The following is a 22,480-nucleotide window of genomic DNA, read 5'->3' as shown; positions in this document are numbered from 1 at the left end:
CATTACGCATTACGCATTACGCATTACGCATTACGCATTACAGCCATCTCGGCCGCCATCCGCACCGCCTCGGCAAAGCTGGAGGCGTCCGCGATGCCACGGCCCGCGATGTCGAAGGCCGTACCGTGGTCCGGGCTCGTGCGCACGATGGGGAGCCCGAGCGTGAGATTCACACCGCCGCCCATCGCGAGCGCTTTGAACGGCGCGAGGCCCTGGTCGTGGTACATCGCGAGGACTGCGTCCACTCGTGACCACGAGCCGCGACCGAAAAACGCGTCGGCCGGAAACGGGCCGCTGGCGTTGACGCCGCGCGCCCGCGCTGCCTCCACCGCCGGGGCTACGACCGTGAGATCTTCCGCGCCGATCACGCCGCCATCACTCGCGTGAGGGTTGAGGCCGAGAACCGCGATGCGTGGCTCCGGCACGCCGAGCCTCTGGCGCAGCCCGGCGTCGAGCGTGTTCAGCACGGTCCCGATCCGCTCCTGCGTGACGAGGGCGGCCACGCGCGCGATGGGTTCGTGAACGGTGGTGAGCGCCACGCGGAGTGCGCCTCTGGCGAGGTTCGAGGCCAGCACCATCACCACGTCTGGGGCGCCGGTCCGGTCTTGGAGGTACTCTGTGTGACCGGGAAACGAGACGCCCGCCAGCGAGATCGCCTCTTTGGAGAGTGGTGCCGTGACCATGCCGTCGGCCTCACCCGAGAGGCACGCGTCGCACGCCCGCGCGACCGCGTCGATGGCGGCGCGGCCGCCAGAGGCCGTCGTGCGGCCCCACTCGGTCTCGGCGTCCCCCGTGTCGATCACGCCGAGCGTGCCTTCTGGTGCTACGTCCGCAAAGCCATCCAGCCGCGTGATGGGTCCTAGCCCGAGCGCGTCCGCCTGCGCCTCCAACACGTTCGCGGGACCGACGGCCACGAGCCGCGCCAGAGGCGCGAGGCCGGCGTCTCGCGCGGCCTTCAGGACGATCTCGGGGCCGATCCCGTTGGGATCTCCAAGCGTGAGCGCGAGCGTGGGACGCATAGACGTGCCTCTACAAAGCCTCTGGCGCCAGAGGCCGATGGGATCAGTCGAGCGGGATGCAGACGCGGCGGTCCGTCTCGCGGCGCTCGCGGGCGTCGATGTCGTACTCGACCAGACGCACGATGCCGATTTCCAGGCCGGATTCGACGAACTCGGCGCCTTGCTCACACTCCACGCCCACCAGGTCCGCCGCCGCAGTCGTGGTGCGCTCCAACGTGCCGAAGCGGAGACCTCCGTTCTCGATCTCGACTGTGTCGCCCTCGTACGCGTCCTCGATCAGCACCTCGTCGTTCGCGTCCAGGTCCATCGCGATCAGCATCCGGCCGGCCTCGCCAGAGGCGCGGTCCAGGAACAGCACGTCGCCCTCGATGCCCGCAAAGGTGTCGGCCTCGTCCTCTTGCGTCACGATGCGGCCGGGCTCGGAGCACTGCTCACGCGCGCCTGTCTCGCCTCTGGCGAGGACCGCGACCTCGTCGCCGCGCGGCTCGCCGGTGATGCCGCCTTCGGTCCGCGGCGAGACGCGCACGACGTGGTTGGCGTAGATGTAGCAGACCGCACCGTCGCCCAGGTCGTAGGCGTCCTCTGGCGCCGTCGCGCCGAGAAAGCCGGGGTTGACGCCGCTTAGCTGGCCGTCCGCAGTGGCCCCAGCGGGGAGTTCAACGCCGACGGTCGCGTCGGGGTTGGAGCCGTCAGCCGGGGGAGCGTCGGGGGCGCGTTCGCAGGCGGCGAGCACGAGAAACGCGGGGAGCGCGGCGCGCCAGAGGCGGGAGGTCATCATGGAGCCAGGGGAAGGGGCGTGCACGGTAACGCCGCGCGCTGCCGAGGGTCTGTCAGGCGGACTCTGAAATCGCGTCCAGCAGGAGGCGGACGCCAAAGCCGGTGGCGCCTTTGGGGTGCATCCCGAACGGCGAGTCGAGAAAAGACGGCCGCGCGATGTCGAGGTGGATCCACGGATAGGCGGGCTCGCCCTCGTCGTCGCGCGTGAAGTGGTCCAAGAAGGCCGCTGCGGTGATGGTCCCGGCCATCGCGCCACCGACGTTTTTGAGGTCCGCCACGTCGCTCTTGAGTTGCGCCGCGTAGTGCGGGAACAGCGGGAGCGGCCACACGCGGTCGCCAGAGGCCTCGCCGGCGCCAATAAACTGGCGGTGGAGGATGTCGCGCCCCTCGCCTTCGCGCGTGATGGCGGCGGCCACGCGCTCGCCGAGCGCCACGCCCTGCGCGCCGGTAAGCGTCGCCACACTCACCGCAAGGCTGGGCTTCAGGCCTCTGGCGTACGAGAGCGCGTCGGCGAGGAGCATCCGGCCCTCGGCGTCCGTGTTGAGCACCTCGACGGTGGCGCCGGAGTGCATGTGGATGACGTCGCCCGGGACGTAGGCGCGCAGGCCGGGGCGGTTGTCGGACATCGGGATCAGCGCGATCACGTGGACGGGCACGTCCAGCCGCGCGAGCGCCAGCATGGCGCCGTAGACGGCTGCGCTGCCGCCCATGTCGGCCTTCATCTTGTCCATCGAGTTTTTCGTCGGCTTCAGCGAGAGGCCGCCGGTGTCGTAGGTGACGCCTTTGCCCACGAGAACCACCGGCCCGTCGCCAGAGGCCGCCTCTGGCGCGTGCTCGATCACGACGAACCGCGCCGGATCCAGGCTGCCGCGGTTGACCGCGAGGAGACCGCCCATGTCCTCGTCCTCGATCCGCTCCTCGTCCCACACCTCCACGCGCAGCCCGACGGCCTGTGCGCCCTCGCGCATGGCGTCCGCGAGGTCGGCCGGCATCTTCTCGTCTGGCGACATGTTGACCAGATCGCGGGCGGCGTTCGTCGCCTCGGCGCGGACGCGGGCGGCGTTCTCGTCGGGCGTGGCGCCTTCGGGGATGCGGACCGTGACCTCGGCCTCTGGCGTCTCGTCGGGCTTCGTGCGGTAGCGGTCAAAGCGGTAGGCGCCGAGCAGGAAGCCCTCCAGTGCGGCCTCGGCGGAGGCGGCGTCCGGTGCGTCCAGCGTCACGAGCTCGGCTTTCACGCCAGAGGCGACCGCCGCAGCGCTCGCGCCGCTCCACCGCCACCGCTCCGCGCCCTCCACCTCCTTCGCCAGAGGCACGATCACGACGCGCGTCGGGCCACCTGCGGGGTAGAAAGCCGCCGGGCCGCCAGAGGCCGCGGCATCGGCGGCGGCCGAAGCGGCGGCAGAGCCGTATGCCTCGGTCCACGCCTCTGGCGCCGCCTCTCCGTCGAGGAAGAGGCACACGAGATCGGCGTCGAGATCGGAAAGAGGAGCGGGAGTCATAGCGGGGGCGGGAGATAAAAAGTGGGCCTCTGGCGCCAGAGACCGTCCGGTCGGGGCGTGTCGCGCGAGGTCACGGAGGAAACGCGCCAGAGGCGAACAGGAGTTCGCGGACGCCGGGCGGCCTAGCGGTTGCTCTGGAACTGGGCGAGCAGCGCGAGTTCCTCCTCGGAAAGCTCGTGGCCTTCCTCGGCCTCCGCGACAGCCTCCGGCGGAGCGACAACGTGCACGGGAGCCGAGTCGATCACGTCTTTGCGGACCTGCTCCAGCGGGCGGTTCTTGACGTACGCGCCCGAGGCGTTGGCGTGCCCGCCGCCGCCGTAGCGCCCAGCCCAGCCGTTGATGGGGCAGTCGCCTTTGGAGCGGAACGAGATCTTGATTCCGCTCAGCGTCTCCAGGAAGATCACCGATGCGACGGCGCCCTCCATCGCGAGGGCGTACTGGATCAGCCCCTCGGTGTCCTGGAAGTCGGCGCCAGAGGCGCTCAGCATCTCCTGCGAGACCGTCATCGAGGTCAGACGTCCGTCGTAGTGGCTGCGGATGGAGCCCAGCGCGCGGCCGAGCAGGCGCAGCGCCTCTGGCGTCTTGCCGTCGTACAGCGCGACGTGGATGGGCTCGGGCTTGAAGTCGCCGCGCTCCAAGAGGTCCGAGATGATGGCGTGCGTGCGCGGCGTCGTGGAGCCGAAGCGGAACGAGCCGGTGTCCGTCATGATCGCGACGTAGAGCGCCGTCGCGATGGCGCGGTCGATGGCGCTGGGGTCGTGCCCGGCGATGAGGTCGTAGACGATCTCGCCAGCGGCGGCGGCGTCCGTGCGGACGCACGAGGCCGTGAACCACGTCTCGGGGTCCGGGTGGTGGTCCAGGAGGTAGACCGGCTTGCCCGCGGCGGCGGCGTCCCGGAACGGCTTGCCGACGCTGCCCAAGCGGTGCTCGGCGTTGACGTCCACAATCAGCAGCGCGTCGGCGCTCGCGATGAGTTCGGCGTGGCTGAGCGCGCCGGGGTCGTAGGTGCGGACGAGCTTTTTAGGCTGCTCGTCCAGCAGCCAGCGGAGCGGTTTGGGCTCGGGATCGGCGTTGAGGCAGTAGACCGCCTTGCCCATGCCGCGTAGCCACCGCCCGACGGCGATCTCGCTGCCGAGCGCGTCGCCGTCCGGCCGGATGTGCGTCGTGATGACGACGCGTTGCGCCGCCAGAAGCGCGTCGCGGATGGTGGCGAGGTCGGGGGAGTCGAGAACAGACATGCGAGAGCAGAAGCGGGCGTCGAAGCTACGCGCCGCCGCAGCCGCGGCTCCCCGCTGCCACCCCGGCCTCTGGCGATGCGCCCGGACTTCACGCGCCGGCATGGGTACCGAGTACCGAGTACCGAGTACCGAGTACCGAGTACCGAGTAAAGCTGCTTCGCGCTCGCCTCTGGCGCCAGAGGCCGGACAAGGAAACGCTGCCTCACCGGAACAAAAAAAGCCGCGCCCCTCACGCATTACGCATTACGCATTACGCATTACGCATTACGCATTACGCCAGAGGCTCAGGAGGCCGGGCGGCCTTCGTCCTTCATGCTCGCGAGCCGCCGCGTATCGACGGCCTGGAGCGCCTCTTCCATCTGTGCGTCCTCTACGTCGCGGCCGGAGACCTTGACGAGGTAGCGGTTCTCGATCAGTGCGCTTAGCTCGCCACGGCGGCGCTCGGTGTCGTACTTCCGGTAGCCGCGCTGGCCCTGGTAGGTGATCGTGCGCTCGTAGGTGGTGTCGGTCTCTTTGTCCACGTCCATCATCGCCCACGGCGCGCCGAACATGGCCACGCTGGGCAGCCCGCCGAGGTCCATGACCTCGACGGTGATCTGGCCGTCTTCGCCTTCGGTTTCGTAGACCGCCGAGCGCTGCGAGATGGAAAAGGCGCCGCCCATGCTCTGGGACTCGCCTTCGGTGCTCGCCTGTGGGAAGCCGGCAGCCTCCTCGGGCAGCACTTCGGCGAGGACGCGGTGGTTGACCGGCTCAGCCGGGGCCGTGTTGGCGCTCTCCTCCATCTGGTCCGCCATGTCTTTCAGGGCACCCATGCCCTGCGCGGCCCGCCCGAAGGCGGTGGACGGTGCGCCGGTCTCCTGGACCTCGTCGGTGGAGACGTCGTCTCCGCCGCAGGCGGTGAGTGAGAAAGCGAGGGCGAGAACGAGAAATCGGAGGGTCATGGGTCAGGAAGAGGAGTTCACCCGTCACTACGGGATTCCCGCCGCGCGCCCGTCATGGGCTCCCCGTGTGGCCTCTGGCGCGGGCGGGAGGCGCCAGAGGCGTCCTGGCCGCCAGGGGGTGTGGGCGCCGGCGCTACCTTTGCGCGCCTCCCCCTGCGCCCCATGTCCGTCTCCGTCCGCCGCGTCCAGAACGGCTCCGACCGCCGCACCTTTCTCGACTTCCCCTACGCGCACTATGCCGGCGCTACGCACTTCGTGCCGCCGCTGCGCATGGACCAGGCGAACGTGCTCAACCCCAAGAAGAACCCATTCTTCGAGCACGGCGAGATCGAGCTGTTCCTGGCCGAGCGCGACGGCGAGACCGTTGGGCGGATCGCGGCGATCAAGAACGGCAAGCACCTGGAGAAGTACGCCGACGGCAATGGCTTCTTCGGCTTTTTCGAGACCGTCGAGGACTACGCCGTGGCCGAGGCGCTGCTCGACGCCGCGAGCGACTGGCTGCGGGGCAAGGGCCTTACCGGCATGCGTGGGCCGACGAACCCGAGCATGAACGACGTGGCTGGCCTGCTCGTGGACGGCTTCCACCGCCCGCCCGCCATCCTGCTCCCGTACAACTACCCCTATTACGAGGAGTACCTCACGCGCTACGGATTCGAGCGGGCCATGACGATGTGGGCCTTCTACGTCCACGAGGCGTACATCAACGCCGCGCGCATGGAGCGAGGCGCGCAGATCGTGCAGCGCCGCAACCCCGGGGTGACTATCCGCACGCTGGACATGAACCGCTTCGACGAGGACATCGCGGCGGCCATGCGGATCTACAACGTGGCCTGGGCCGAGAACTGGGGCCACGTGCCCTACACCGAGCACGAGGCGCTGCACCTCGCCAAAGAGCTCAAGCCGGTCATCGAGAAGGACATCTTCCTGTTCGCCGAACTGAACGGCGAGCCTGTGGCATTTGCCGCGAGCCTCCCCAACCTCAACCGCGCGCTCAAAAAGCTCCCGAAGGGGCGCCTGCTCCCGCTCGGCCTGCCCAAGCTGCTCGGGACCATCAAAGCCGGCGGCATCTACGAGATCCGCATGGCGCTGATGGGCATCCTACCGGAGCACCGCAACCTGGGCTTGGACGCGCTTCTCATCCACCACACCATCGTGAACGGCCGCGAGATGGGCTACGAGGCGGCAGAGTTGAGCTGGGTGCTGGACAACAACGCCTCGCTCGTCAACTCTCTGGAGAAGCTGGGCTGCGCCCGCGACAAGGAGTACGCGATGTTCGAGAAGGGCCTGGGGGCGCCGCGCGGGCCTGAGGGCTCCGAGGACTAGAGACCGGAGCGTCATCCCGGCCGTTTCCTTTGCTCCCCTGTTTCTCCAAGCCGTCGGGCCTCTGGCGCCAGAGGCCCGGGCCGTATGATGGATGCCCAGGCGCGCCCCTCATCTCTGACAGCCCCCGTCCCCATGTCCGCAGCCCCGCAGTTCGTCTACTTCGACCTCGACGACACGCTTCTCGACCACCGGCTGGCCGAGCACCGCGCCCTCGCGGACTTTCACGCCCACCACGCGGAGCACCTGGGGCACCTGGAGTTCAGCGACCTCCACACGGCCTACCGCACCCACAACGGGCCATTGTGGCGGCAGTACGGGCGCGGCCAGATCACCAAGGAGGAACTCAAGCGCCTCCGCTTTGCCCACACGCTGAGCGCCCTGGGCGTGACCGCTCTCGACCCTGACACTGCCTCTGGCGTGTACTTGGACCGCTACAGCGCGCACTGGGACTGGGCCGCTGGCGCGCGCGAGGCGTTCCACGCCGTTGCGGACGTGCTCCCGGTCGGGGTCCTCACCAACGGGTTCAAGGAGCAGCAGCGGGCCAAGCTGGCGCACCTGCCGGAGATCGCCGAGCGTTGCGCGCCAGAGGCCGTCCTCATCGCCGAGGAGATCGGCGCCTGGAAGCCGACTCCAGCGGCGTTCGACCTCGCGACCGAACGTGCGGGCGTGCCGCCAGAGGCCATCCTCTACGTCGGCGACTCGCTCCACTCCGACGTGGAAGGCGGCACACAGGCGGGTTGGACCGTCGCATGGAAAGACGGCGACCCGGAGCACGACAACTTCGCCTCTCTGGCGTTTACCGACTGGGCCGACGTGCTGCGCCTCGCGGGCGCTTAGAAGCCCTCAAGGAAGAGGGAGGTTCACCGCATCGAACGATCCCTCCACCTCGGCCGCTGTGGAGGTGGGCGCGTCGATAACGCTCAGCTGGGCCGAGAACGTCCCGACGATGCGGCTCTCGCTCGTCTGAGTAAAGGTGACGCTCCCGCCTCTGGCGTACAGCGTCTCGCCCGTATCGCCGCGGAGGTCGGTGTAGACGAGCGCGATGGCCTCGTCGCTTCCGAGAGACACCGTGCCGCTGCGCGCAAACGACTGCTCATCGCCGATCAGCGAGAGCGCGCGGCCGGAGAAGCCGCCCTCCAGCATCGTGATCACCACGAGCGACTCCTCGCCCACATCGCTGCGACGCTGAGCCACGGCGGTCCCGCGTAGCGACGCGTCGACAGCGCCAGTCAGCGTGGCCTCGAACTGGCCTCTGGCGACGCCTTCAGAGTCCGAGGTGGAGTCGCAGGCGGCGAGCGCCAGCAGGCAAACGAGTAGGATTGGGATGCGCACGAGCGTTGCGGCAAAGGAGCCGCACAGTACGCGTTTCGCCAGAGGTGCGCAAGCCTCTGGCAGATGCCCAAGTGCAGGTTAGATCGCCTCACAAACCCATAAGGGTGTCCTCGCGATGAGCGCGGCGATCCTGTTCCCCCACACTCAGCGTGTCGAGATCGTGTCGCTTGCGCTCGCCATGACTGCCGGTTTGGGTAGGGCGTCTTAGCCCAACCCCAGTTCGCTCAGAAAGATGCCGATCACGGGTGGGTATAGCAGGATCGTCAGGACCACTCCGCCGAGCGCGCCGCCGAGGTGCGCCTCGTGCGCGATGCGGCCCCCGCCCTGCTTGGACGAGTAGATGCTCAGCGCGACGTACAGCACGGCGAACACGATGGCGGGCATCGGGATGATGAACATGACGCCGAGCATCGCGAACGGCGCGAAGAGCACGAACGAGAACAGCACGCCCGAGATCGCGCCAGAAGCCCCAACGGCGGAGTAATTGGGGTCGTCCTTGTGGCGCCAGTACGTCAGCGCGTTGGCCGCGAGTTCGCTGCCGAGGTAGATCGCCAGGAAGCGCCACGGGCCCAGCACGCCCTCGATCTGCGGGCCGAAGTAGTACAGCGTGATCATGTTGAACGCGAGGTGCGCAAGGCCCACGTGTACGAATCCGGCGGTCACCCACCGGCCCAACTCGTGCCTCTGGCGGACGACGTACGGCCGGAAGGCCCACTTCCCGATCAGGCTCGGGTCCACGAACAGCGAGTACGCGCCGACGAGGAGGTTGAGCGTGAGAAAGAAGAGCGAGACGGGCGTCTGAATCAGTTCGGCGAGCATCAGGCGAGGCTGGGGAGGACGGGTAAGTTACCGGCACCATGCGCACAGCCTCCCTCCTGCTCCTGCTCTTCGCGCCGCTGGCGGCGTGCGGCGACGCCAGCGGCGACCTCGTCGGCACGTGGCGCCAGATCGGTGCCGACGATGACGGCATCATGACGCGCTACACCTTCTTTGCTGACGGTCGCGCGCAGATCGTCGTCCGTCCCAGCGTGGGCGACGCGCAGACGTTCTCGGCGCGCTACCTCTTGCGCTCGGATACGCTCCTCACCCTGCGCGACCAGCAAGGCGCCGAGCAGTTCGTCGCGCGCGTGAGCGGCGACACGCTGGACCTCAGCAGCCCCGTCACGGGCATGCGCACCACGCTGCTCCGCGTCGGCGGATAGCCCAGATCTCGCCTCTGGCGCCAGAGGCCAGTCGGCTCTCCTTTGGGTCGTGCCCTCGCGGTATCCTCAGAGCCGCGCGGCCGGAACTGGCTGGCACCGCGCCGCCACCCGTCTTGTGCGCTCCCGCCTTACGCCCGCTCTTCTCTTCGCCGCAGCCGCCGTGCTGTACTGGTTGGCGGCCTTTCCCGTCCTCCGGTTCGTGCTGTCCGACTCTCCCGACTCCATGTGTGGAGGGGACTGCGGCGTCAACATCGCGTTTGAAGACATCCTCGGCCCTCTATTTGCCTCGGCGCTCGCGGCGGCGTTCGTGGGCAGCGAGTACGCCCTGCTTTTTGCCCGATGGTTCGGCCACGGCGTCGAACTCGGGATCGCGGTCACGGTGGCCTCTGGCGTGATCGGCGCCCTGGGCCTCGGCATGTGGATCGCGGGGACCACGGGGACGCCGCCGTCGCCGGGCTCCCTTTTCGGTCTGCTCATGCTGGCCCTTCCGTTCGCCATCACCGCGATCCCGTTCGGGCTCGCCGCCGAGTGGACGTGGCGCCGCATCAGCGGGACTGGCTCGGCGCAACCTTTGGCGCCAGAGGCCTCTGGCGCCGCTCAGCAGTAGCGCCCCCACCCGCCAGAGGCTACAGGTTGGGCTCTACCCACTTCCACAGGTCCTCGATGCCTCGCTTCGTCTGCGCCGAAGTGGTCACAACCGGAAGCTCCAGGCCGAGCGCCTTGAAGTGCTTCCGAGCGGTCGCCTCCGCCTTTGGGCGCGTGTTGCCGGAGAGCTTGTCGCCCTTGGTCAACGCCACGATGTGAGGCGCGGCGCTTTCGCGCAAGAGGAGAGCGAGTTCGGTGTCCAGCTTCGTCGGCGGGTGGCGGCCGTCTACGAGGTGTACGATGGCGCGGAGTTGGCCCGTCTCGGCCCGGCCGATCGCGTACTGCCCGATCAGCTGCTGCCACTTCGCCCTCACCTTCTGGGACACCTTCGCGTACCCGTAGCCCGGCAGGTCCACCAGGAAAAAGCCGCCCTGCCCCAGCGCGCCGTCCTGCTGCTCGTGCCGCCCGTTGATGCGGTAGTAGTTCAGCGCCTGCGTCTTGCCCGGAGTACCACTCGTGTGGGCGAGCGCCTTGCGCCCCAGCATCGCGTTGAGCAGCGAGCTTTTGCCCACGTTGGAGCGCCCGAGAAAGGCGACCTCTGGCGTGCCGTCTTCCGGCATCTGCGCCCAGCCGGGCGCGGCGGTCACGAATTGGGCGGACTTGATGTTCATAGCAAGCGTGGAGCAGATGCGGGCCTCTGGCGCCAGAGACGAGTGCCAATGTCGGCACGGCGCCCCTCTTCTGAGAGCTGGAGAGAGGGACGCGCGCCAGAGGCCTCTGGCGCAAAAAAGCCGCCGGCTCACGAGGAACCGGCGGCCCAAAATGCAAAGCGGGGTCGCTACGCGACGGCGTCGAAGTGCGCCTTGACCGTGTCGCCGAGCGTCGAGAGGTTCTCGACGGTCGTGATGCCGGCGTCGCGCATGGCTTCGAGCTTGGCCTCTGCCGTGCCCTTGCCGCCGGAGACGATGGCGCCGGCGTGGCCCATGCGGCGTCCGGGAGGTGCCGTGCGGCCCGCGATAAAGCCGAAGACGGGTTTCTTGACGTTGGCCTTGATGTAGGCCGCGGCCTCCTCCTCCGCTGCGCCGCCGATCTCGCCGATCATCACGATGGCTTCGGTCTCGGGGTCCGCGTCGAACAGCTTGACCGCGTCGATGAACTGCGTACCGATGATGGGGTCACCGCCGATGCCGACCGCTGTGCTCTGGCCGAGTCCGGCGCGCGTGAGCTGGTCGACCGCCTCGTAGGTGAGCGTGCCGGAGCGCGAGACGACGCCAACGTTGCCGGGCGAGAAGATCATCGTCGGCATGATGCCGACCTTGACCGAGTCGCCAGGGGTCAGAACGCCCGGGCAGTTCGGCCCGATCATGCGGACGCCGCGGCGCTGCAGGGCGGGCTTGACCGGGATCATGTCCTGAACGGGGATGCCCTCGGTGATGCAGATGATCAGCTCGACGCCCGCGTCGGCCGCCTCCAGGATCGCGTCAGCGGCGAACGGCGGCGGCACGAAGATCACCGACGTGTTGGCGCCCTCCTTCTCGACCGCCTCGCGGACCGTGTTGTAGACCGGCCGGTCGAGGTGCTTGCTGCCGCCCTTGCCGGGCGTGACGCCTGCGACGACGTTCGTGCCGTACTCCATCATCTGCTCGGCGTGGAAGGAGCCTTCCTTGCCGGTGAAGCCCTGGACGACGAGGCGAGTGTTCTGATTGACGAGGATGCTCATGTCGGAGAAGTGGAGGTCAGGAAGAGACTGCGCGGGACAATCTCACCCCGCGGCGGGCCCGAGACCCGTAGGAAACGACGAAGCCGGAGGCCCGGCGGCGCAGCCGAGGCCTCTGGCGTATACGGACGGCACCTCTGGCGCCAGAGGCGGGCGTTACTCGCTGAGCGCCTGGCCCTCAGCGGGCGGCGCAACGGGCGGTGCGGGGGCGGCGTGCTGCGCAGGCGGCGGGACGGCCTGCGGCGGCGCGACGTACTGCGTCTGCTGCGGCACCTGCCGCGGCGTCGTGTCCGTCACGTTCAGCTCCTGCTTGATGTCGTTGGTGGCGTCCTTGAACTCGCGGATGCCTTTGCCGAGGCCGCGCGCGATCTCTGGGATGCGCTTGGCGCCAAAGAGGAGGAGGATGGCGAGGAAGATGAATGCGATCTCCCAGGGTCCGAGACTCATAGCGTGTGGCCGTGTAGCGGCCGGATGTGCGTGTATGAAGGTACGTGCGAGCGCTCGCGAGGCTCCCAGTCCACCGCGACTTCGCACGCGCGCGGCCGGGCCTCTGGCGCCAGAGGCGTAGCTTCGCGGACGACACCACGCCCCCCAATGGCTCTCACTCGCGACGACATCCTCGCCTGGCCCAAGGCTGAACTCCACTGCCACCTCGACGGCTCGCTCCGGCTCTCTACGATGCTGGACCTCGCCAGAGAGCAGGGCAAACCCGACCTGCTGCCCGCCGATACGGAGCAGGGCATGGCAGACGAGCTGCAGAAGATCGACCGCCGCGCCACGCTGGAAGAGTACCTCGCGTGGTTCGGCTACTCCATCCCGTTGATGCAGACGCGCGACGCGCTCCACCGCATCGCGTACGAGTTGGCCGAGGACGCCGCGAAGGAAAACGTCCGGTACATGGAGGTCCGCTACGGACCCGTTCTCCACACCGACGAGGGCCTCACCATGTGGCAGGTCAACGACGCCGTTCTGGCCGGCCTCGCCGACGCCGAGCGCGACCACGGCATCAAAACGGGCCTCATCGTGTGCGGGCTGCGTGACCGGCGTGAGAGCGCGAGCCTCGCCCAAGCCGAACTGGCCGCGAGCTACCGCGAGCGCGGCGTGCTGGGCTTCGACCTCGCCGGCGGCGAGAGCGGCAACCCCGCCGAGATGCACGGCGCGGCGTTTTACCTCGCGCGCAAGGAGCTCCTCAACATCACGGTCCACGCCGGTGAGAGCTTCGGCCCGGCCAGCATCCGGCAGGCGCTGTTCAAATGCGGCGCGCACCGCATCGGCCACGGCGTTACGCTGGGCCAGGACCCCGAGTTGCTCCGCTACTTCGTGGACCGTCAGATCCCGCTGGAGGTCTGCCCCACGAGCAACGTGCAGACGCACGTCGTCGCCAGCTACGAGGCGCACCCGGTCGCGGAATACGTCCGCGCGGGCGTCCCCGTTACCATCAACACGGACAACCGCCTCTTCTCCCACACGACGGTCACGGACGAGCTGTGGCTCGCGCACACGCGCTGCGGGATCCCCGCCGACGCGCTGCGCGAGATCGCGCTCAACGGCTTCCGCTACGCGTTCCTGCCGTGGCCCGAGAAGCAGTCCCTCCTCTCCCAGGTCACCCGCGAGCTCGCGGGCGACGCCTAGCCTCTGGCGATATGGCCCGACTCCTCCCCCTCGCCCTTTTCGGGCTGCTCCTCGCCGGGTGCGCCGACGCACCCGAGACCACCGGCGCTGCGCCAGAGGCCTCTGGCGAGACCGCCTCCGGCTTCGACGCGCAGGCGTGGCTCGCCGAGGCGAAAGGCCTCCGGTTCGACGCCGAGGGGTCTGAGATGCTGGACGAAGCCTCTGGCGACGAGATCGACGACGCGGGGCCGGACGAAGCCGAAACGCTACGGGCCCAAGCGCTTGCCGCCGAACTCGACGAAGCGGTCGGCTGGAGGCGCGCGTGCGACACCTACATCGACGAAAACGGCGCCGCGGTCTACGAGCCGACGCCAACGGAGGGCGCGCACTGGGCGCGCGGCACGCTCGATGTCGGCCTGATCACGGAGACCGAGGCCGTCGTCGCGGTGACCTGCGACTTCGGGGCCTACCAGGGCAGCTACGCCCTGGTCCGCATCCGCGGCGACCGCGCCACGCTTCTCCGTGCCCCCGCGACGGACGAAAACGGGCAGCCGATGGACGCCTCCGAGACCACGTTCTCCACGCCGTCCTGGGACCGCCTCACCGACCGCGTCGTCACCACCTTTGGCCGCGCCAGAGGCATCGGCGATTGCGGCAACTTTATCACCTACGCGCTCGCCTCTGGCGACGAGATGGAGCTGAGCGAGGTCCGCCAGCGCGCGTGCGGTGACACGATCCCCGACGACATCCCCCCGCCAGAGGCGTGGCCTGTCGTGTACACCGCAGAATGACCGTTACCGTCCACCCCGCCCCGGCTCTTGCCGGCTCGCCGGTTCTCCCTCCCGACAAGTCCATCGCGCACCGCGCGGCCATCTTCGCCGCGCTGGCCTCTGGCGTGAGCGAGATCGTCGGCTTCTCCGAGGCGGAGGACCCGCAGAGCACGCTTTCGTGCTTGCGCCAACTGGGCGTGGAGATGGAGGAGCGCGACGGCAGCCTGTTTATCACCGGCCGCGGACCCGGCGGGCTCCGCACGCCAGAGGCTCCGCTGGACTGCGGCAACTCCGGGACGACGATGCGGCTTCTGGCGGGCGTCCTTGCCGGACTCCCGTTTGAGAGCGTTCTCACCGGCGACGCCTCGCTCTCGGGCCGCCCGATGGAGCGCATCGCGGCCCCGCTGCGCGAGATGGGCGCCGACATCTCGCTCACCGACGGCCACGCGCCGATCACGATCCGTGGTCGCGAGCTGACGCCGATCACCTATCGCCTGCCCGTGGCGAGCGCTCAGGTCAAAAGCGCCGTCCTCCTCGCTGGGCTCTCCGCCAGAGGCGAGACCACGGTGGTCGAGACCGAGCCTTCGCGCGACCACACCGAGCGCATGCTCGGCCTGGACGCCATCGACTTCGACGGCGAGCGGCACGTCTCCATCGAAGGCGGACGCGAGATCCGAGCGCGGCTCCGCGTCGTGCCCAAAGACGTTTCCGCGGCGTCCTTTTTCCTCGTCGCGGGGGCTCTTGCCGAGGACGGCGTGATCGAGATGTCCGGCGTAGGCCTGAACCCCAGCCGCACGGCGCTGATCGACGTTCTCGGCGCGATGGGCGCGAAGATCACCACGATGCACGAGCGCGACTACGCCGGCGAGCCTCTGGCGAACCTCCGCGTCGAGGCCTCTGGCGGTCTCGTCGGCGTCGAGATCGGCGGCGCGATCATCCCCAACCTGATCGATGAGATCCCGGTCCTGGCCGTCACCGCGGCCCACGCCAGCGGCCAAACCGTGATCCGCGACGCGGCCGAGCTCCGCGTCAAGGAAACCGACCGCATCGCCGTCACCGCCGAGTTTCTCCGCGCGATGGGCGCCACCATCGAGGAGCGGTCAGACGGTCTCGTGATTCAGGGCGGCACCCCGTTGCGCGGCGCCGAGGTCCACGCCAGAGGCGACCACCGCATCGCGATGGCCGCGGCCATCGCGGCCCTCTCGGCCTCTGGCGCGACGACGATCCATGGCGCTGAGGCGGCATCGGTCTCCTTTCCCGGCTTCTGGGACGCGCTGGATGCCGTGGCCGGCAAAGGGACTGTCAGCATGGACGGCGCGTAGGGATTCCGGCGGGACTTGCGCCAGAGGAGCCGTACCCGTTCTTTGGTAGCTGAGCTTCACGTCCTGCTATGCGTTTCCTCCTCGCTCTCTGCGCGTTTTCCCTGCTTCCGGCCGATCTCGCGGCTCAGGAGCCGACGACACCCGCGCTTCGCCTCCTCATCGTTGTCCGCGATGCCGACACCCAAGCGCCTCTGGCAGGGGCTAACGTTGCCGTCGGCAACGAGCTGAGGACGACGAACGTCGACGGGCGGGCCCTTTTCAGCGACCTCGCACCCGGGGAGCAGGAGATCGCTGCGGCCTTTCTTGGCTACACGGCGACGGACACCACCCTCGTACTTTCTCGCTCTTCCCGGGTCACGTTCCTGCTGCCGCCAGAGGCCGTGGCGCTGGACGCCATCAACGTGGAGGCCGACAAGTTCAACGCCGCGCGCCTCCAACGCTCTGGCTTCTACGAACGCCGCGATACGCGCAGCGGCACCTTCAAGACGATCGAGGAACTCGAAGAAGCGGGCGCCATCCGCTTCTCCGACATATTCCGAGGGGTGACCGGTTTGCGCATCGAGTCCCAGTTCGGCCAGACCCGCATCACCTCTACCCGCCGCCGAGACTGCTCCCCCGCCGTCTTTTTCGACGGCGTCGCCGCCAGAGGCCTCGCGATGCAACTGGACACGGTCCCGCTGGACGGCGTGCTCGCTGTCGAGATCTACAAAGGCCCCGCTGAAGTCCCTGCTGAGTTCTCGGCTGACATCAACCAAACGCAGTGCGGCGCCATTCTCGTTTGGACGCGGGCACGGTAGCCGTAGCGCGGAGCAGCCTATCCGGGTCAGCGCTTCACCGTCGTCACCGCATACGAGAAGCCCGGAGCGCTGAGAGCACTCCGGGCTTCTACTTGTCCATCGGGATCTCGCTTACAGGTTCGGGTTGGAGTTCCGTTCCGTCTGCGTGATCGGCAGGTACTGCCAGGTGTTCGGTCCCAGGTGCCAGCGGTCGAACCGACGCTGGTCCACGAGGCGAGCGCCCTGGGTGAACAGGATCTGATCGCGCTGCTCGATGAGGACGTCCAGATCTACGGAGTCGAGATCATCGCGGTCGCCACGGGCCTCGTTGATAAAGGCGAGAGCGCCGTCATCGTCACCGTCGTCGAGAGCGGCCTCGGCACGGATCAGGCTCGTCTCCTCTGCGGAGATGAACGGAATGGGATCCGAGTCGAGGAGGTAGACCGCCTGGCGGATGAAGTCCAGCTCGTACGGCTCCGTTGGCGTGAGGTCATCGCCATCATCGCCGAAGCGCGCGTCTGCAGCGAACTGCGTACGACCACGGCCAGCGCCGATCCAGACGGGGTTGTTGGACTGCGCGTTGTACTGCGCCACGAACGGAGCGTCACCCGGTGCCAGCCCGTTTGCCGCGAAGGTAGCCGCGGCGTCGAGGTTGCCATTGTACAGGTGCACACGTGCGATCGACGAGTTCACGATCTTCGCCTCGCGAGAGCCCGCGTCGACGTAGTCGAGCGCGGAGGTCATCCGCTCGATTGCCTGAGCGTACAGCTCGGCCGAGGGGATGAACGGACCGGCATCGATGGTGCCGCCTCCAAGACGCTCTTCGAGACCGAAGTACGTCGCGAGGTAGTACCGCGCCACGCCTCCGTAGAAGTACGCGGTAAAGAACGCACGGTCGCGCAGATCCTCGTCTCCATCGCGGAACTCCACCCGATCCGTAACGCGGGCAAGGAGGTCGTCCGCGAGGAAGCGGAGCTCGTTGACGTTGGTGTAGAGGCCGTCAACGGAGTTGTTGTCCAACGTGATCTCCCCGTCATCGATCTCGATGTAGGTCGGGAAGGTCGCGCCGGTCGTTCCGTCTGCGAACAGGTACGCGTCGCTCAGGCCGTCGGCGAGAAGGACCGCAGTTCCGTGCGTCGTTGCAAATCGCTGCTGGACCCCCGTGATGACGAAATCCAGGTTGGCGGGGTTGTCGAGAGAATCCGATGGCACCAAGTCCACCGGGCCGTTGACGTCGTTGACAAACGAGTCGCAGGCTGTGAGAGAGCCGGCTCCTGTAATCAGAGCGGCAAGAAGGATGTTCTTATACATGGAAGTTTGGGATCTGGTCACGCGAAGTCACGGAGTCGGCCCGCAACACAGCCTCGTGCTGCGGGCCGAGGGAGGGCATCAGATGCCAACCGTGAGCGTGGCGTAGATCACACGGGGGTTCTGCAGCGTCAGGAAGTCCTGGCCCTGCGAGAGGCTACGTGCGCCGGCGAAGTTGACCTCGGGGTCCACACCGCTGTAGGGCGTTGAGGTGAACAGGTTGCGGCCAGCAATCGTGAACTGCGCGGTCCGAACGGGGGACTGCGGCACGCGGCGCAAGAGGCCTGCGAGGTCGTAGCTGATGCTGAGCTCGCGGAACTTGATGTAGTCCGCGTCCTCGATCAGGTTGGCGTCGAAGTTCCGGCTGGTGCGAGCGTATGCGTTCGCGGCGTCGGTGTACTCCTGCGTACCTGGCGTCAGGTTCGGGAAGTCATCGGTGGAGCCGATGCCGAGCTGGTCGGCGAGCTCCGCGCGCTCACGGTCGTTGCCGAAGGCAAGCTGGAAGTTGCGCGTGTTGTTCAGCACCTTGAGGCCCACAGCCCAGTCGAAGAGGGCGTAGACGCGGAAGTCCCGGAACAGCGAGATGTTCGCCGTGAACGAGCCGTTGTACTCGGGGTACGGCGTGCCGTAGAAGCAGCGAGAGTCACCGCTGGTCGGGTTGTACTCGCACTCGCCGGACTCCAGGCGATCCATGTAGAGGTCGACGTTGTCCTCGTTGATGCCTGCGTCGACGCCGATGTAGGCGCCGGCGTCGTTGAACAGAGCGCCGTTGACGGGCGTCGTGTAGAATCCGGAGCGCGGCAAGCCGTCCGTGATGAACGTCGGGCAGTCTTCCGCGGTCTGACGCGGGCTGTAATCGTCGGGGACATCCGTCTGGTACGCGCACGTGCCCGGACGAATCACGTTGACGTCGAAGCCGTCGTACAGCGGGGCGTTCGGGTTGAGCGTGAACGGGTTGATGCCAAGCTCCTTGACCTCGTTGGTCTGGTAGCTCAGGACCGCGCCGAGTTCGAGCGACGCTGCGGCCATATCGAGGACGGTGCCGCGGAGGCCCAACTCGATGCCCTGCCCGTCGACGCGTCCCACGTTGAGCGGCACGAGCGATGCGACCTGGCCCGTAGACGGCGCCTGGTTCACACCCACGATTGAGTCGGTAACGCGCTGGATGTAGTACGTGAACTCTGCCGTCAGGCGGTTGCCGAGTTCGAGGTCGAGACCCGTTTCGAACTCGCTCACGCGCTCCGGCTTGATGTCCGGGTTGCCGATAACGGCAGGAACGGCTCCAGAGCCGAAGCCACCGACGGCGGCACCGTAGAGGAGGCGCTGCGCGTTGAGCGTGCCCGGAAGCTGACCGCTCTGGCCGTACGCCGCGCGGAGCTTCAGGAGGCTGAAGAAGCTAGGCGTAGCATCGAGAGCGTCGAGGCGGACGGCGCCACGAGCGAACGGGTAGAAGATGCTGGGCGTCTCTCCACCGATCGCGGTGGCGTAGTCCTGACGGAACCCGAAGGAGCCGTTGAACAGGTTGCCGTAGGAGATGGACTGGTCTGCGAGGAGGCCGAGCTGACGCTCGCCGGACTGGAACTCGCCAGAGGCCTGGTACTCCGTACCCGTCCCGATGTCGGTGATCAGGTCCGTCGCGAAGGTAAAGTTCTGCAGGTTGAACGAGCGCGTGCGTGCGTCATAGCCCTGCAAGCCAATCGAAGTCTGAAGGTTCAGCTCTTCCGTGGCGTTGAACTGGTAGCGGCCGCTTGCGGCGAACGAGACCTGATCCCGCTCGCGGTTGTAGATGCCACGGGAGCCGCGCGTACCCACGCCCGGGTAAGCGAGCCCCGGAGGCGCGGAGTCGTCCTGGCGGAGGTCCGACGCATCGAGGCCGACGTTGCCGCGGAAGGTGAGCGCCTTGAACGGGGAGTACGACGCCTCAACGGAACCGAGGAAGCGGTTGCTGCGCTGGGTGTTCTCCGCCGCGTTGACCGCGATGGAGTCCGTGAAGAGGTACGAGGCCGGGCGCAACAGCGTGTTGCCAAGGAAGCCGATCACGTTGTTGTCGTTCTGCGGACGGCTCGTGGCGCTCTGCGTAAAGCCAAAGTTGACGCCCAGCTGAAGCTTGTCAGAGGGGAACGCGTCGAAGTTGGCGCGGAGCGAGGTGCGGTCGAAGATGTTGTTGGGCACGATGCCCTCTTCGTCGCGGCGGTTGTACTGGCCGAAGTAGCGGACCGTCTGGGAGCCACCGGAGATGCTGACGCCGTTCTCGTAGATCGCGCCGTCCTGGAAGATGCGGTTTGCGTCCTCGAAGGTCTGGAAGGCGTTGTCAGCGGTGTACTCCGTCTGCTGGCTGTTCTCGCCAACGGTGGAGCGGAGCGTGATGTTGAACGGAGCCGCACCGGAGCCCGCGATCTTGCCGGACTTCGTGGTGATGATGACCACGCCGTTCGAGGCATCGGTTCCGTACAGCGCTGCAGCCGCCGGACCCTTCAACACGTCGATGGACTCGATGTCGTTGGGGTTGATGTCGGCAAGGGCGCTCGTGCCCTGACCGCCCACGCCGAAGCCGGTGACCTGCGAGTCATCGATGCGGACGCCGTCCACGAAGATGAGCGGCTGGCCGCTACCGTTGAGACCACCACCGGAGCGGACGTTGAAGCGGATACCACCGCCGACGTTGCCCGAGGAGGGCTGCACGTTGACACCGGCCACCTTGCCGTTCAAGAGCTGCGAGACGTCTTGGTACTCGTTCTGCTCCGTAAGGGCCTCCACGTCCACGCGGGACACGGCAACCTCCGAGCGTCCGATCGAGCGCTCGGAGAGAGCTCCGGTCACGACGATCTCGTCCAGCAGGTCCAGGTCTGGTTGGAGCGCGAGGTTCAGCGTAACCGTCTGCCCTGCGGCAACCGTCACGCGGCGCTCGATGGTGACGTACCCGACGGAGCTCGCAACGAGGTCGTAAGCACCTGCTGGGACAGCAAAGGAATAGTTGCCATCAACGTCCGCCGCAGCGCCGCGGTTGAGCGCTGCGATGCGGACGGTTGCGCCGATGACGGGGTCGCCGGACTCGGCGTCGAGGATCTGACCGGAGATGAGCCCGGTCTGCTGTGCGTGCGCGGGATTCGCCGCGAGACAGGCGAGGAGGATCCCAAAGAGCCCAAGGGACTTCGTCAGGGATGACCACGCCCGTGAGGGTATAGAGATTCGCATGGGTACCGATGCGGTGGTAGGGAAATCGAACTCACAGGCAGCACCGAGAAGCCTCGGGGTAGGGACTGTCTGTGAAGTCTCCTAATGGTAACACACCCTCTAGCCGCTCAGCCACTCTCGGCCCGCCAACGGTCAGACTGCGCATCCTGACAGCCGTTTCAGAGCCTGAACGGTCCGCCTCGCACGGCGAGCGCAACGCGGCCTCTGGCGAGCGGTCGCCAAGCGAAGGTCAACGGTGGGGGTGCTGCGGGTCCCACAAGTGGGCCTCCAGGTCCACCCGCGCCTCTGGCGTGAACGCGACGCCTTCCGCCAGAAGCCGCTCCTCCATCGCGGACGGCGTGGGGAAGTGGAGCCGGCCGGAGAGCGCGCCGACTCGGTTGACGACGCGGTGGCATGGGATCTCCAAGAGGCTCCGCTCCGAGGCCGCGACGGCCTTGAGCGCCCACCCGACGGCGCGCGATGCCCGTGGTGCGTCTAGGTACCGCGCGACGTGCCCGTAGGTGGTCACGCGGCCCGCCGGAATGCGCCCGACAACGGCCCACACCCGCGCGTAGAAATCGTCGCGGGCCTCTGGCGCAGGATTGGGAGCGGCAGCACGGGGCACGTGAACGGGCGCGGAACGCGAGAGGCGGGGAGTGCGCCTAAACTAGGCGACCTCTGGCGGAGGTCTCGCCAGAAGTCCACCACCCTCCCGTCTCCGTGGCGCACGTCGAACCCGTCTCCGTCTCCCCTTCCGAACTGACCACACGGCTTGCGGCGCTGCGCGAGGCGCTCACGCCAGAGGTCCGCACCATCCGCGAGAACGAGCCTCTGGCGCCGTACACGACGTTCAAGATCGGCGGGGCGGCGGACTTGTTCGTGGAGGCGCATTCGGCGGACGAGCTGGCGGCGGCCGTTGTCGCGGCGCGCGAGCACGAGGTGCCGCTGTTCGTGCTCGGGCTGGGCGCCAACATCTTGGTGGGTGACGGCGGCTTCCGGGGCGTCGTAATTCGCAACCGCGCGGCGCACGTGGAGACCGACGCCGCCAGCGGCCGGGTGTGGGCCGAGAGCGGGACCGTCGTCTGGGAGCCGCTGATCCGGCAGGCCGTCGCGGCGAACCTCAGCGGGCTAGAGCACTACGCCGGGATTCCGTCCAGCGTGGGGGGCGCGCTGTGGCAGAACCTTCACTTCCTCTCGCCGGACCGCTCCCGGACGATGTTTATCGAGGAGGTGGTGGAAAGCGCGGACTTGCTGATGGAGGACGGCTCGCGAGAGACCGTGGACCATGATTGGTTCGACTTCGGATACGACTTCTCCACGCTCCACATCCGCCCGGACGTGATCGTGCTCGCGGCGACGTTCCGCCTGGCGCCAGAGGCCCCGGAGGTGCTCACAAGCACCATCGAGAGCAACCTGGAATGGCGCGGCGCGCGGCATCCGCCTCTGGCGACCGAGCCTTCGGCGGGGAGCATCTTCAAGAAGATCGACGGCGTGGGCGCAGGCCGGCTCGCGGACTGGTGCGGGCTCAAGGGCACGCGGATCGGTGGCGCGATGGTGACGCACAAACACGCCAACATCCTCATCAACACTGGCGGCGCGACGGCGCGCGACGTGCGGCACCTGATCGGCTACGTGCAGGAGACCGTCGAGCGGGAGCAGGGCTACCGGCTCTCGACGGAGATCGGGATGATCGGCGACTTCGGCGACCTGGGTGATGTCCCCGCGCACGGATGGGAAAACGAGGACGGGTTCACCGACGGTGTCCCGCCCGGCGGCCACCCCGAGGCGCACGCGGACGCCGAGCGCCGGTAGGCTTCTGGCGTAGGCGCGCGGCTTCAACTCGATGCCGAGGACACGCCAGTTGTGCGTCTCTACGGGCACTCCGC

The 22,480-nt window shown here is 67.9% G+C and carries 22 protein-coding genes; 9 read left to right on the top strand and 13 right to left on the bottom strand.

Annotated features, from left to right (window positions below; genetic code table 11):
- Positions 1-23: 23 nt before the first annotated feature.
- The 5 genes from pdxA to BSZ36_RS03370 form a co-directional block, all read right to left on the bottom strand.
- Positions 24-1,019: a 4-hydroxythreonine-4-phosphate dehydrogenase PdxA gene (gene pdxA / locus BSZ36_RS03390; RefSeq protein WP_094546020.1), complete on the bottom strand. Its 996-nt coding sequence runs from the start codon at positions 1,017-1,019 to the stop codon at positions 24-26.
- Positions 1,020-1,062: 43 nt separating this feature from the next.
- Positions 1,063-1,797 carry a hypothetical protein gene (locus BSZ36_RS03385; protein ID WP_094546018.1) on the bottom strand — a complete coding sequence of 245 codons (735 nt, stop codon included), beginning with the start codon at positions 1,795-1,797 and terminating at the stop codon, positions 1,063-1,065.
- Between the two features lie 52 nt (positions 1,798-1,849).
- Entirely contained in the window at positions 1,850-3,295 is a 1,446-nt protein-coding gene (locus BSZ36_RS03380; RefSeq protein WP_094546016.1) for a leucyl aminopeptidase family protein, read from the bottom strand.
- A 122-nt stretch (positions 3,296-3,417) separates the two neighbouring features.
- Entirely contained in the window at positions 3,418-4,533 is a 1,116-nt protein-coding gene (locus BSZ36_RS03375) for a DHH family phosphoesterase (RefSeq protein ID WP_179270995.1), read from the bottom strand.
- Between the two features lie 284 nt (positions 4,534-4,817).
- Entirely contained in the window at positions 4,818-5,474 is a 657-nt protein-coding gene (locus tag BSZ36_RS03370) for a hypothetical protein (protein WP_094546011.1), read from the bottom strand.
- A gap of 162 nt (positions 5,475-5,636) precedes the next feature.
- Here BSZ36_RS03370 and BSZ36_RS03365 point away from each other — a divergent pair, with 162 nt between their 5' ends.
- Together BSZ36_RS03365 and BSZ36_RS03360 are read left to right on the top strand one after the other, a co-directional pair.
- The gene (locus BSZ36_RS03365) at positions 5,637-6,797 is read left to right on the top strand and encodes a hypothetical protein (RefSeq protein WP_094546009.1); all 1,161 of its coding nucleotides are present in this window, start codon (positions 5,637-5,639) and stop codon (positions 6,795-6,797) included.
- A 132-nt stretch (positions 6,798-6,929) separates the two neighbouring features.
- Complete coding sequence (locus tag BSZ36_RS03360) at positions 6,930-7,634, top strand: HAD family hydrolase (protein WP_179270994.1); 705 nt, start codon at positions 6,930-6,932, stop codon at positions 7,632-7,634.
- Between the two features lie 6 nt (positions 7,635-7,640).
- Here BSZ36_RS03360 and BSZ36_RS03355 read toward each other — a convergent pair whose 3' ends face one another.
- Positions 7,641-8,129 (bottom strand): hypothetical protein, encoded by a 489-nt coding sequence (locus tag BSZ36_RS03355; RefSeq protein ID WP_094546005.1) that lies wholly within the window; start codon positions 8,127-8,129, stop codon positions 7,641-7,643.
- A 204-nt stretch (positions 8,130-8,333) separates the two neighbouring features.
- On the bottom strand, positions 8,334-8,948 hold the full coding sequence (locus tag BSZ36_RS03350; RefSeq protein ID WP_094546003.1) for a rhomboid family intramembrane serine protease: 615 nt from the start codon (positions 8,946-8,948) through the stop codon (positions 8,334-8,336).
- Positions 8,949-8,986: 38 nt separating this feature from the next.
- Here BSZ36_RS03350 and BSZ36_RS03345 point away from each other — a divergent pair, with 38 nt between their 5' ends.
- Together BSZ36_RS03345 and BSZ36_RS03340 are read left to right on the top strand one after the other, a co-directional pair.
- On the top strand, positions 8,987-9,331 hold the full coding sequence (locus BSZ36_RS03345) for a hypothetical protein (protein WP_094546001.1): 345 nt from the start codon (positions 8,987-8,989) through the stop codon (positions 9,329-9,331).
- Between the two features lie 115 nt (positions 9,332-9,446).
- Positions 9,447-9,938, top strand: coding sequence for a hypothetical protein (locus BSZ36_RS03340; RefSeq protein WP_143536735.1), 492 nt, complete (start codon positions 9,447-9,449; stop codon positions 9,936-9,938).
- A gap of 19 nt (positions 9,939-9,957) precedes the next feature.
- On the opposite strand, the gene yihA is transcribed toward BSZ36_RS03340, so the two are convergent.
- From yihA to BSZ36_RS03325, 3 genes are all read right to left on the bottom strand, one after another.
- Complete coding sequence (yihA, locus tag BSZ36_RS03335; RefSeq protein ID WP_094545997.1) at positions 9,958-10,587, bottom strand: ribosome biogenesis GTP-binding protein YihA/YsxC; 630 nt, start codon at positions 10,585-10,587, stop codon at positions 9,958-9,960.
- A gap of 167 nt (positions 10,588-10,754) precedes the next feature.
- A complete protein-coding gene (sucD, locus tag BSZ36_RS03330) occupies positions 10,755-11,636 on the bottom strand; it encodes a succinate--CoA ligase subunit alpha (RefSeq protein WP_094545995.1) in 882 nt (293 codons plus the stop codon).
- A gap of 153 nt (positions 11,637-11,789) precedes the next feature.
- The gene (locus BSZ36_RS03325) at positions 11,790-12,080 is read right to left on the bottom strand and encodes a Sec-independent protein translocase subunit TatA/TatB (protein ID WP_094545993.1); all 291 of its coding nucleotides are present in this window, start codon (positions 12,078-12,080) and stop codon (positions 11,790-11,792) included.
- A 147-nt stretch (positions 12,081-12,227) separates the two neighbouring features.
- Here BSZ36_RS03325 and add point away from each other — a divergent pair, with 147 nt between their 5' ends.
- The 4 genes from add to BSZ36_RS03305 all read left to right on the top strand — a co-directional run bounded on the left by add (position 12,228) and on the right by BSZ36_RS03305 (position 16,133).
- Positions 12,228-13,265, top strand: coding sequence for an adenosine deaminase (add, locus tag BSZ36_RS03320; protein ID WP_094545991.1), 1,038 nt, complete (start codon positions 12,228-12,230; stop codon positions 13,263-13,265).
- A gap of 11 nt (positions 13,266-13,276) precedes the next feature.
- Entirely contained in the window at positions 13,277-14,035 is a 759-nt protein-coding gene (locus BSZ36_RS03315; protein ID WP_094545989.1) for a DUF1176 domain-containing protein, read from the top strand.
- Entirely contained in the window at positions 14,032-15,336 is a 1,305-nt protein-coding gene (gene aroA, locus BSZ36_RS03310) for a 3-phosphoshikimate 1-carboxyvinyltransferase (protein ID WP_094545987.1), read from the top strand. The genes BSZ36_RS03315 and aroA overlap by 4 nt, the downstream gene beginning before the upstream one ends.
- A 68-nt stretch (positions 15,337-15,404) precedes the next feature.
- Complete coding sequence (locus BSZ36_RS03305) at positions 15,405-16,133, top strand: TonB-dependent receptor plug domain-containing protein (protein WP_094545985.1); 729 nt, start codon at positions 15,405-15,407, stop codon at positions 16,131-16,133.
- A gap of 111 nt (positions 16,134-16,244) precedes the next feature.
- Here BSZ36_RS03305 and BSZ36_RS03300 read toward each other — a convergent pair whose 3' ends face one another.
- From BSZ36_RS03300 to BSZ36_RS03290, 3 genes are all read right to left on the bottom strand, one after another.
- The gene (locus BSZ36_RS03300; RefSeq protein ID WP_094545983.1) at positions 16,245-17,423 is read right to left on the bottom strand and encodes a RagB/SusD family nutrient uptake outer membrane protein; all 1,179 of its coding nucleotides are present in this window, start codon (positions 17,421-17,423) and stop codon (positions 16,245-16,247) included.
- Positions 17,424-17,501: 78 nt separating this feature from the next.
- The gene (locus BSZ36_RS03295; protein ID WP_094545981.1) at positions 17,502-20,615 is read right to left on the bottom strand and encodes a carboxypeptidase-like regulatory domain-containing protein; all 3,114 of its coding nucleotides are present in this window, start codon (positions 20,613-20,615) and stop codon (positions 17,502-17,504) included.
- Positions 20,616-20,844: 229 nt separating this feature from the next.
- Complete coding sequence (locus BSZ36_RS03290; protein ID WP_094545979.1) at positions 20,845-21,219, bottom strand: MGMT family protein; 375 nt, start codon at positions 21,217-21,219, stop codon at positions 20,845-20,847.
- A 95-nt stretch (positions 21,220-21,314) separates the two neighbouring features.
- Here BSZ36_RS03290 and murB point away from each other — a divergent pair, with 95 nt between their 5' ends.
- Positions 21,315-22,406 carry a UDP-N-acetylmuramate dehydrogenase gene (murB, locus tag BSZ36_RS03285; RefSeq protein WP_179270993.1) on the top strand — a complete coding sequence of 364 codons (1,092 nt, stop codon included), beginning with the start codon at positions 21,315-21,317 and terminating at the stop codon, positions 22,404-22,406.
- The last annotated feature ends 74 nt before the right edge of the window (positions 22,407-22,480 follow it).

Origin of the sequence: Rubricoccus marinus, from assembly GCF_002257665.1 — a bacterium.
GTDB classification, from domain to species: domain Bacteria; phylum Bacteroidota; class Rhodothermia; order Rhodothermales; family Rubricoccaceae; genus Rubricoccus; species Rubricoccus marinus.
The sequence above is the reverse complement of the archived record's forward strand: the minus strand, read 5'-3'. Positions and strand labels throughout refer to the sequence as shown.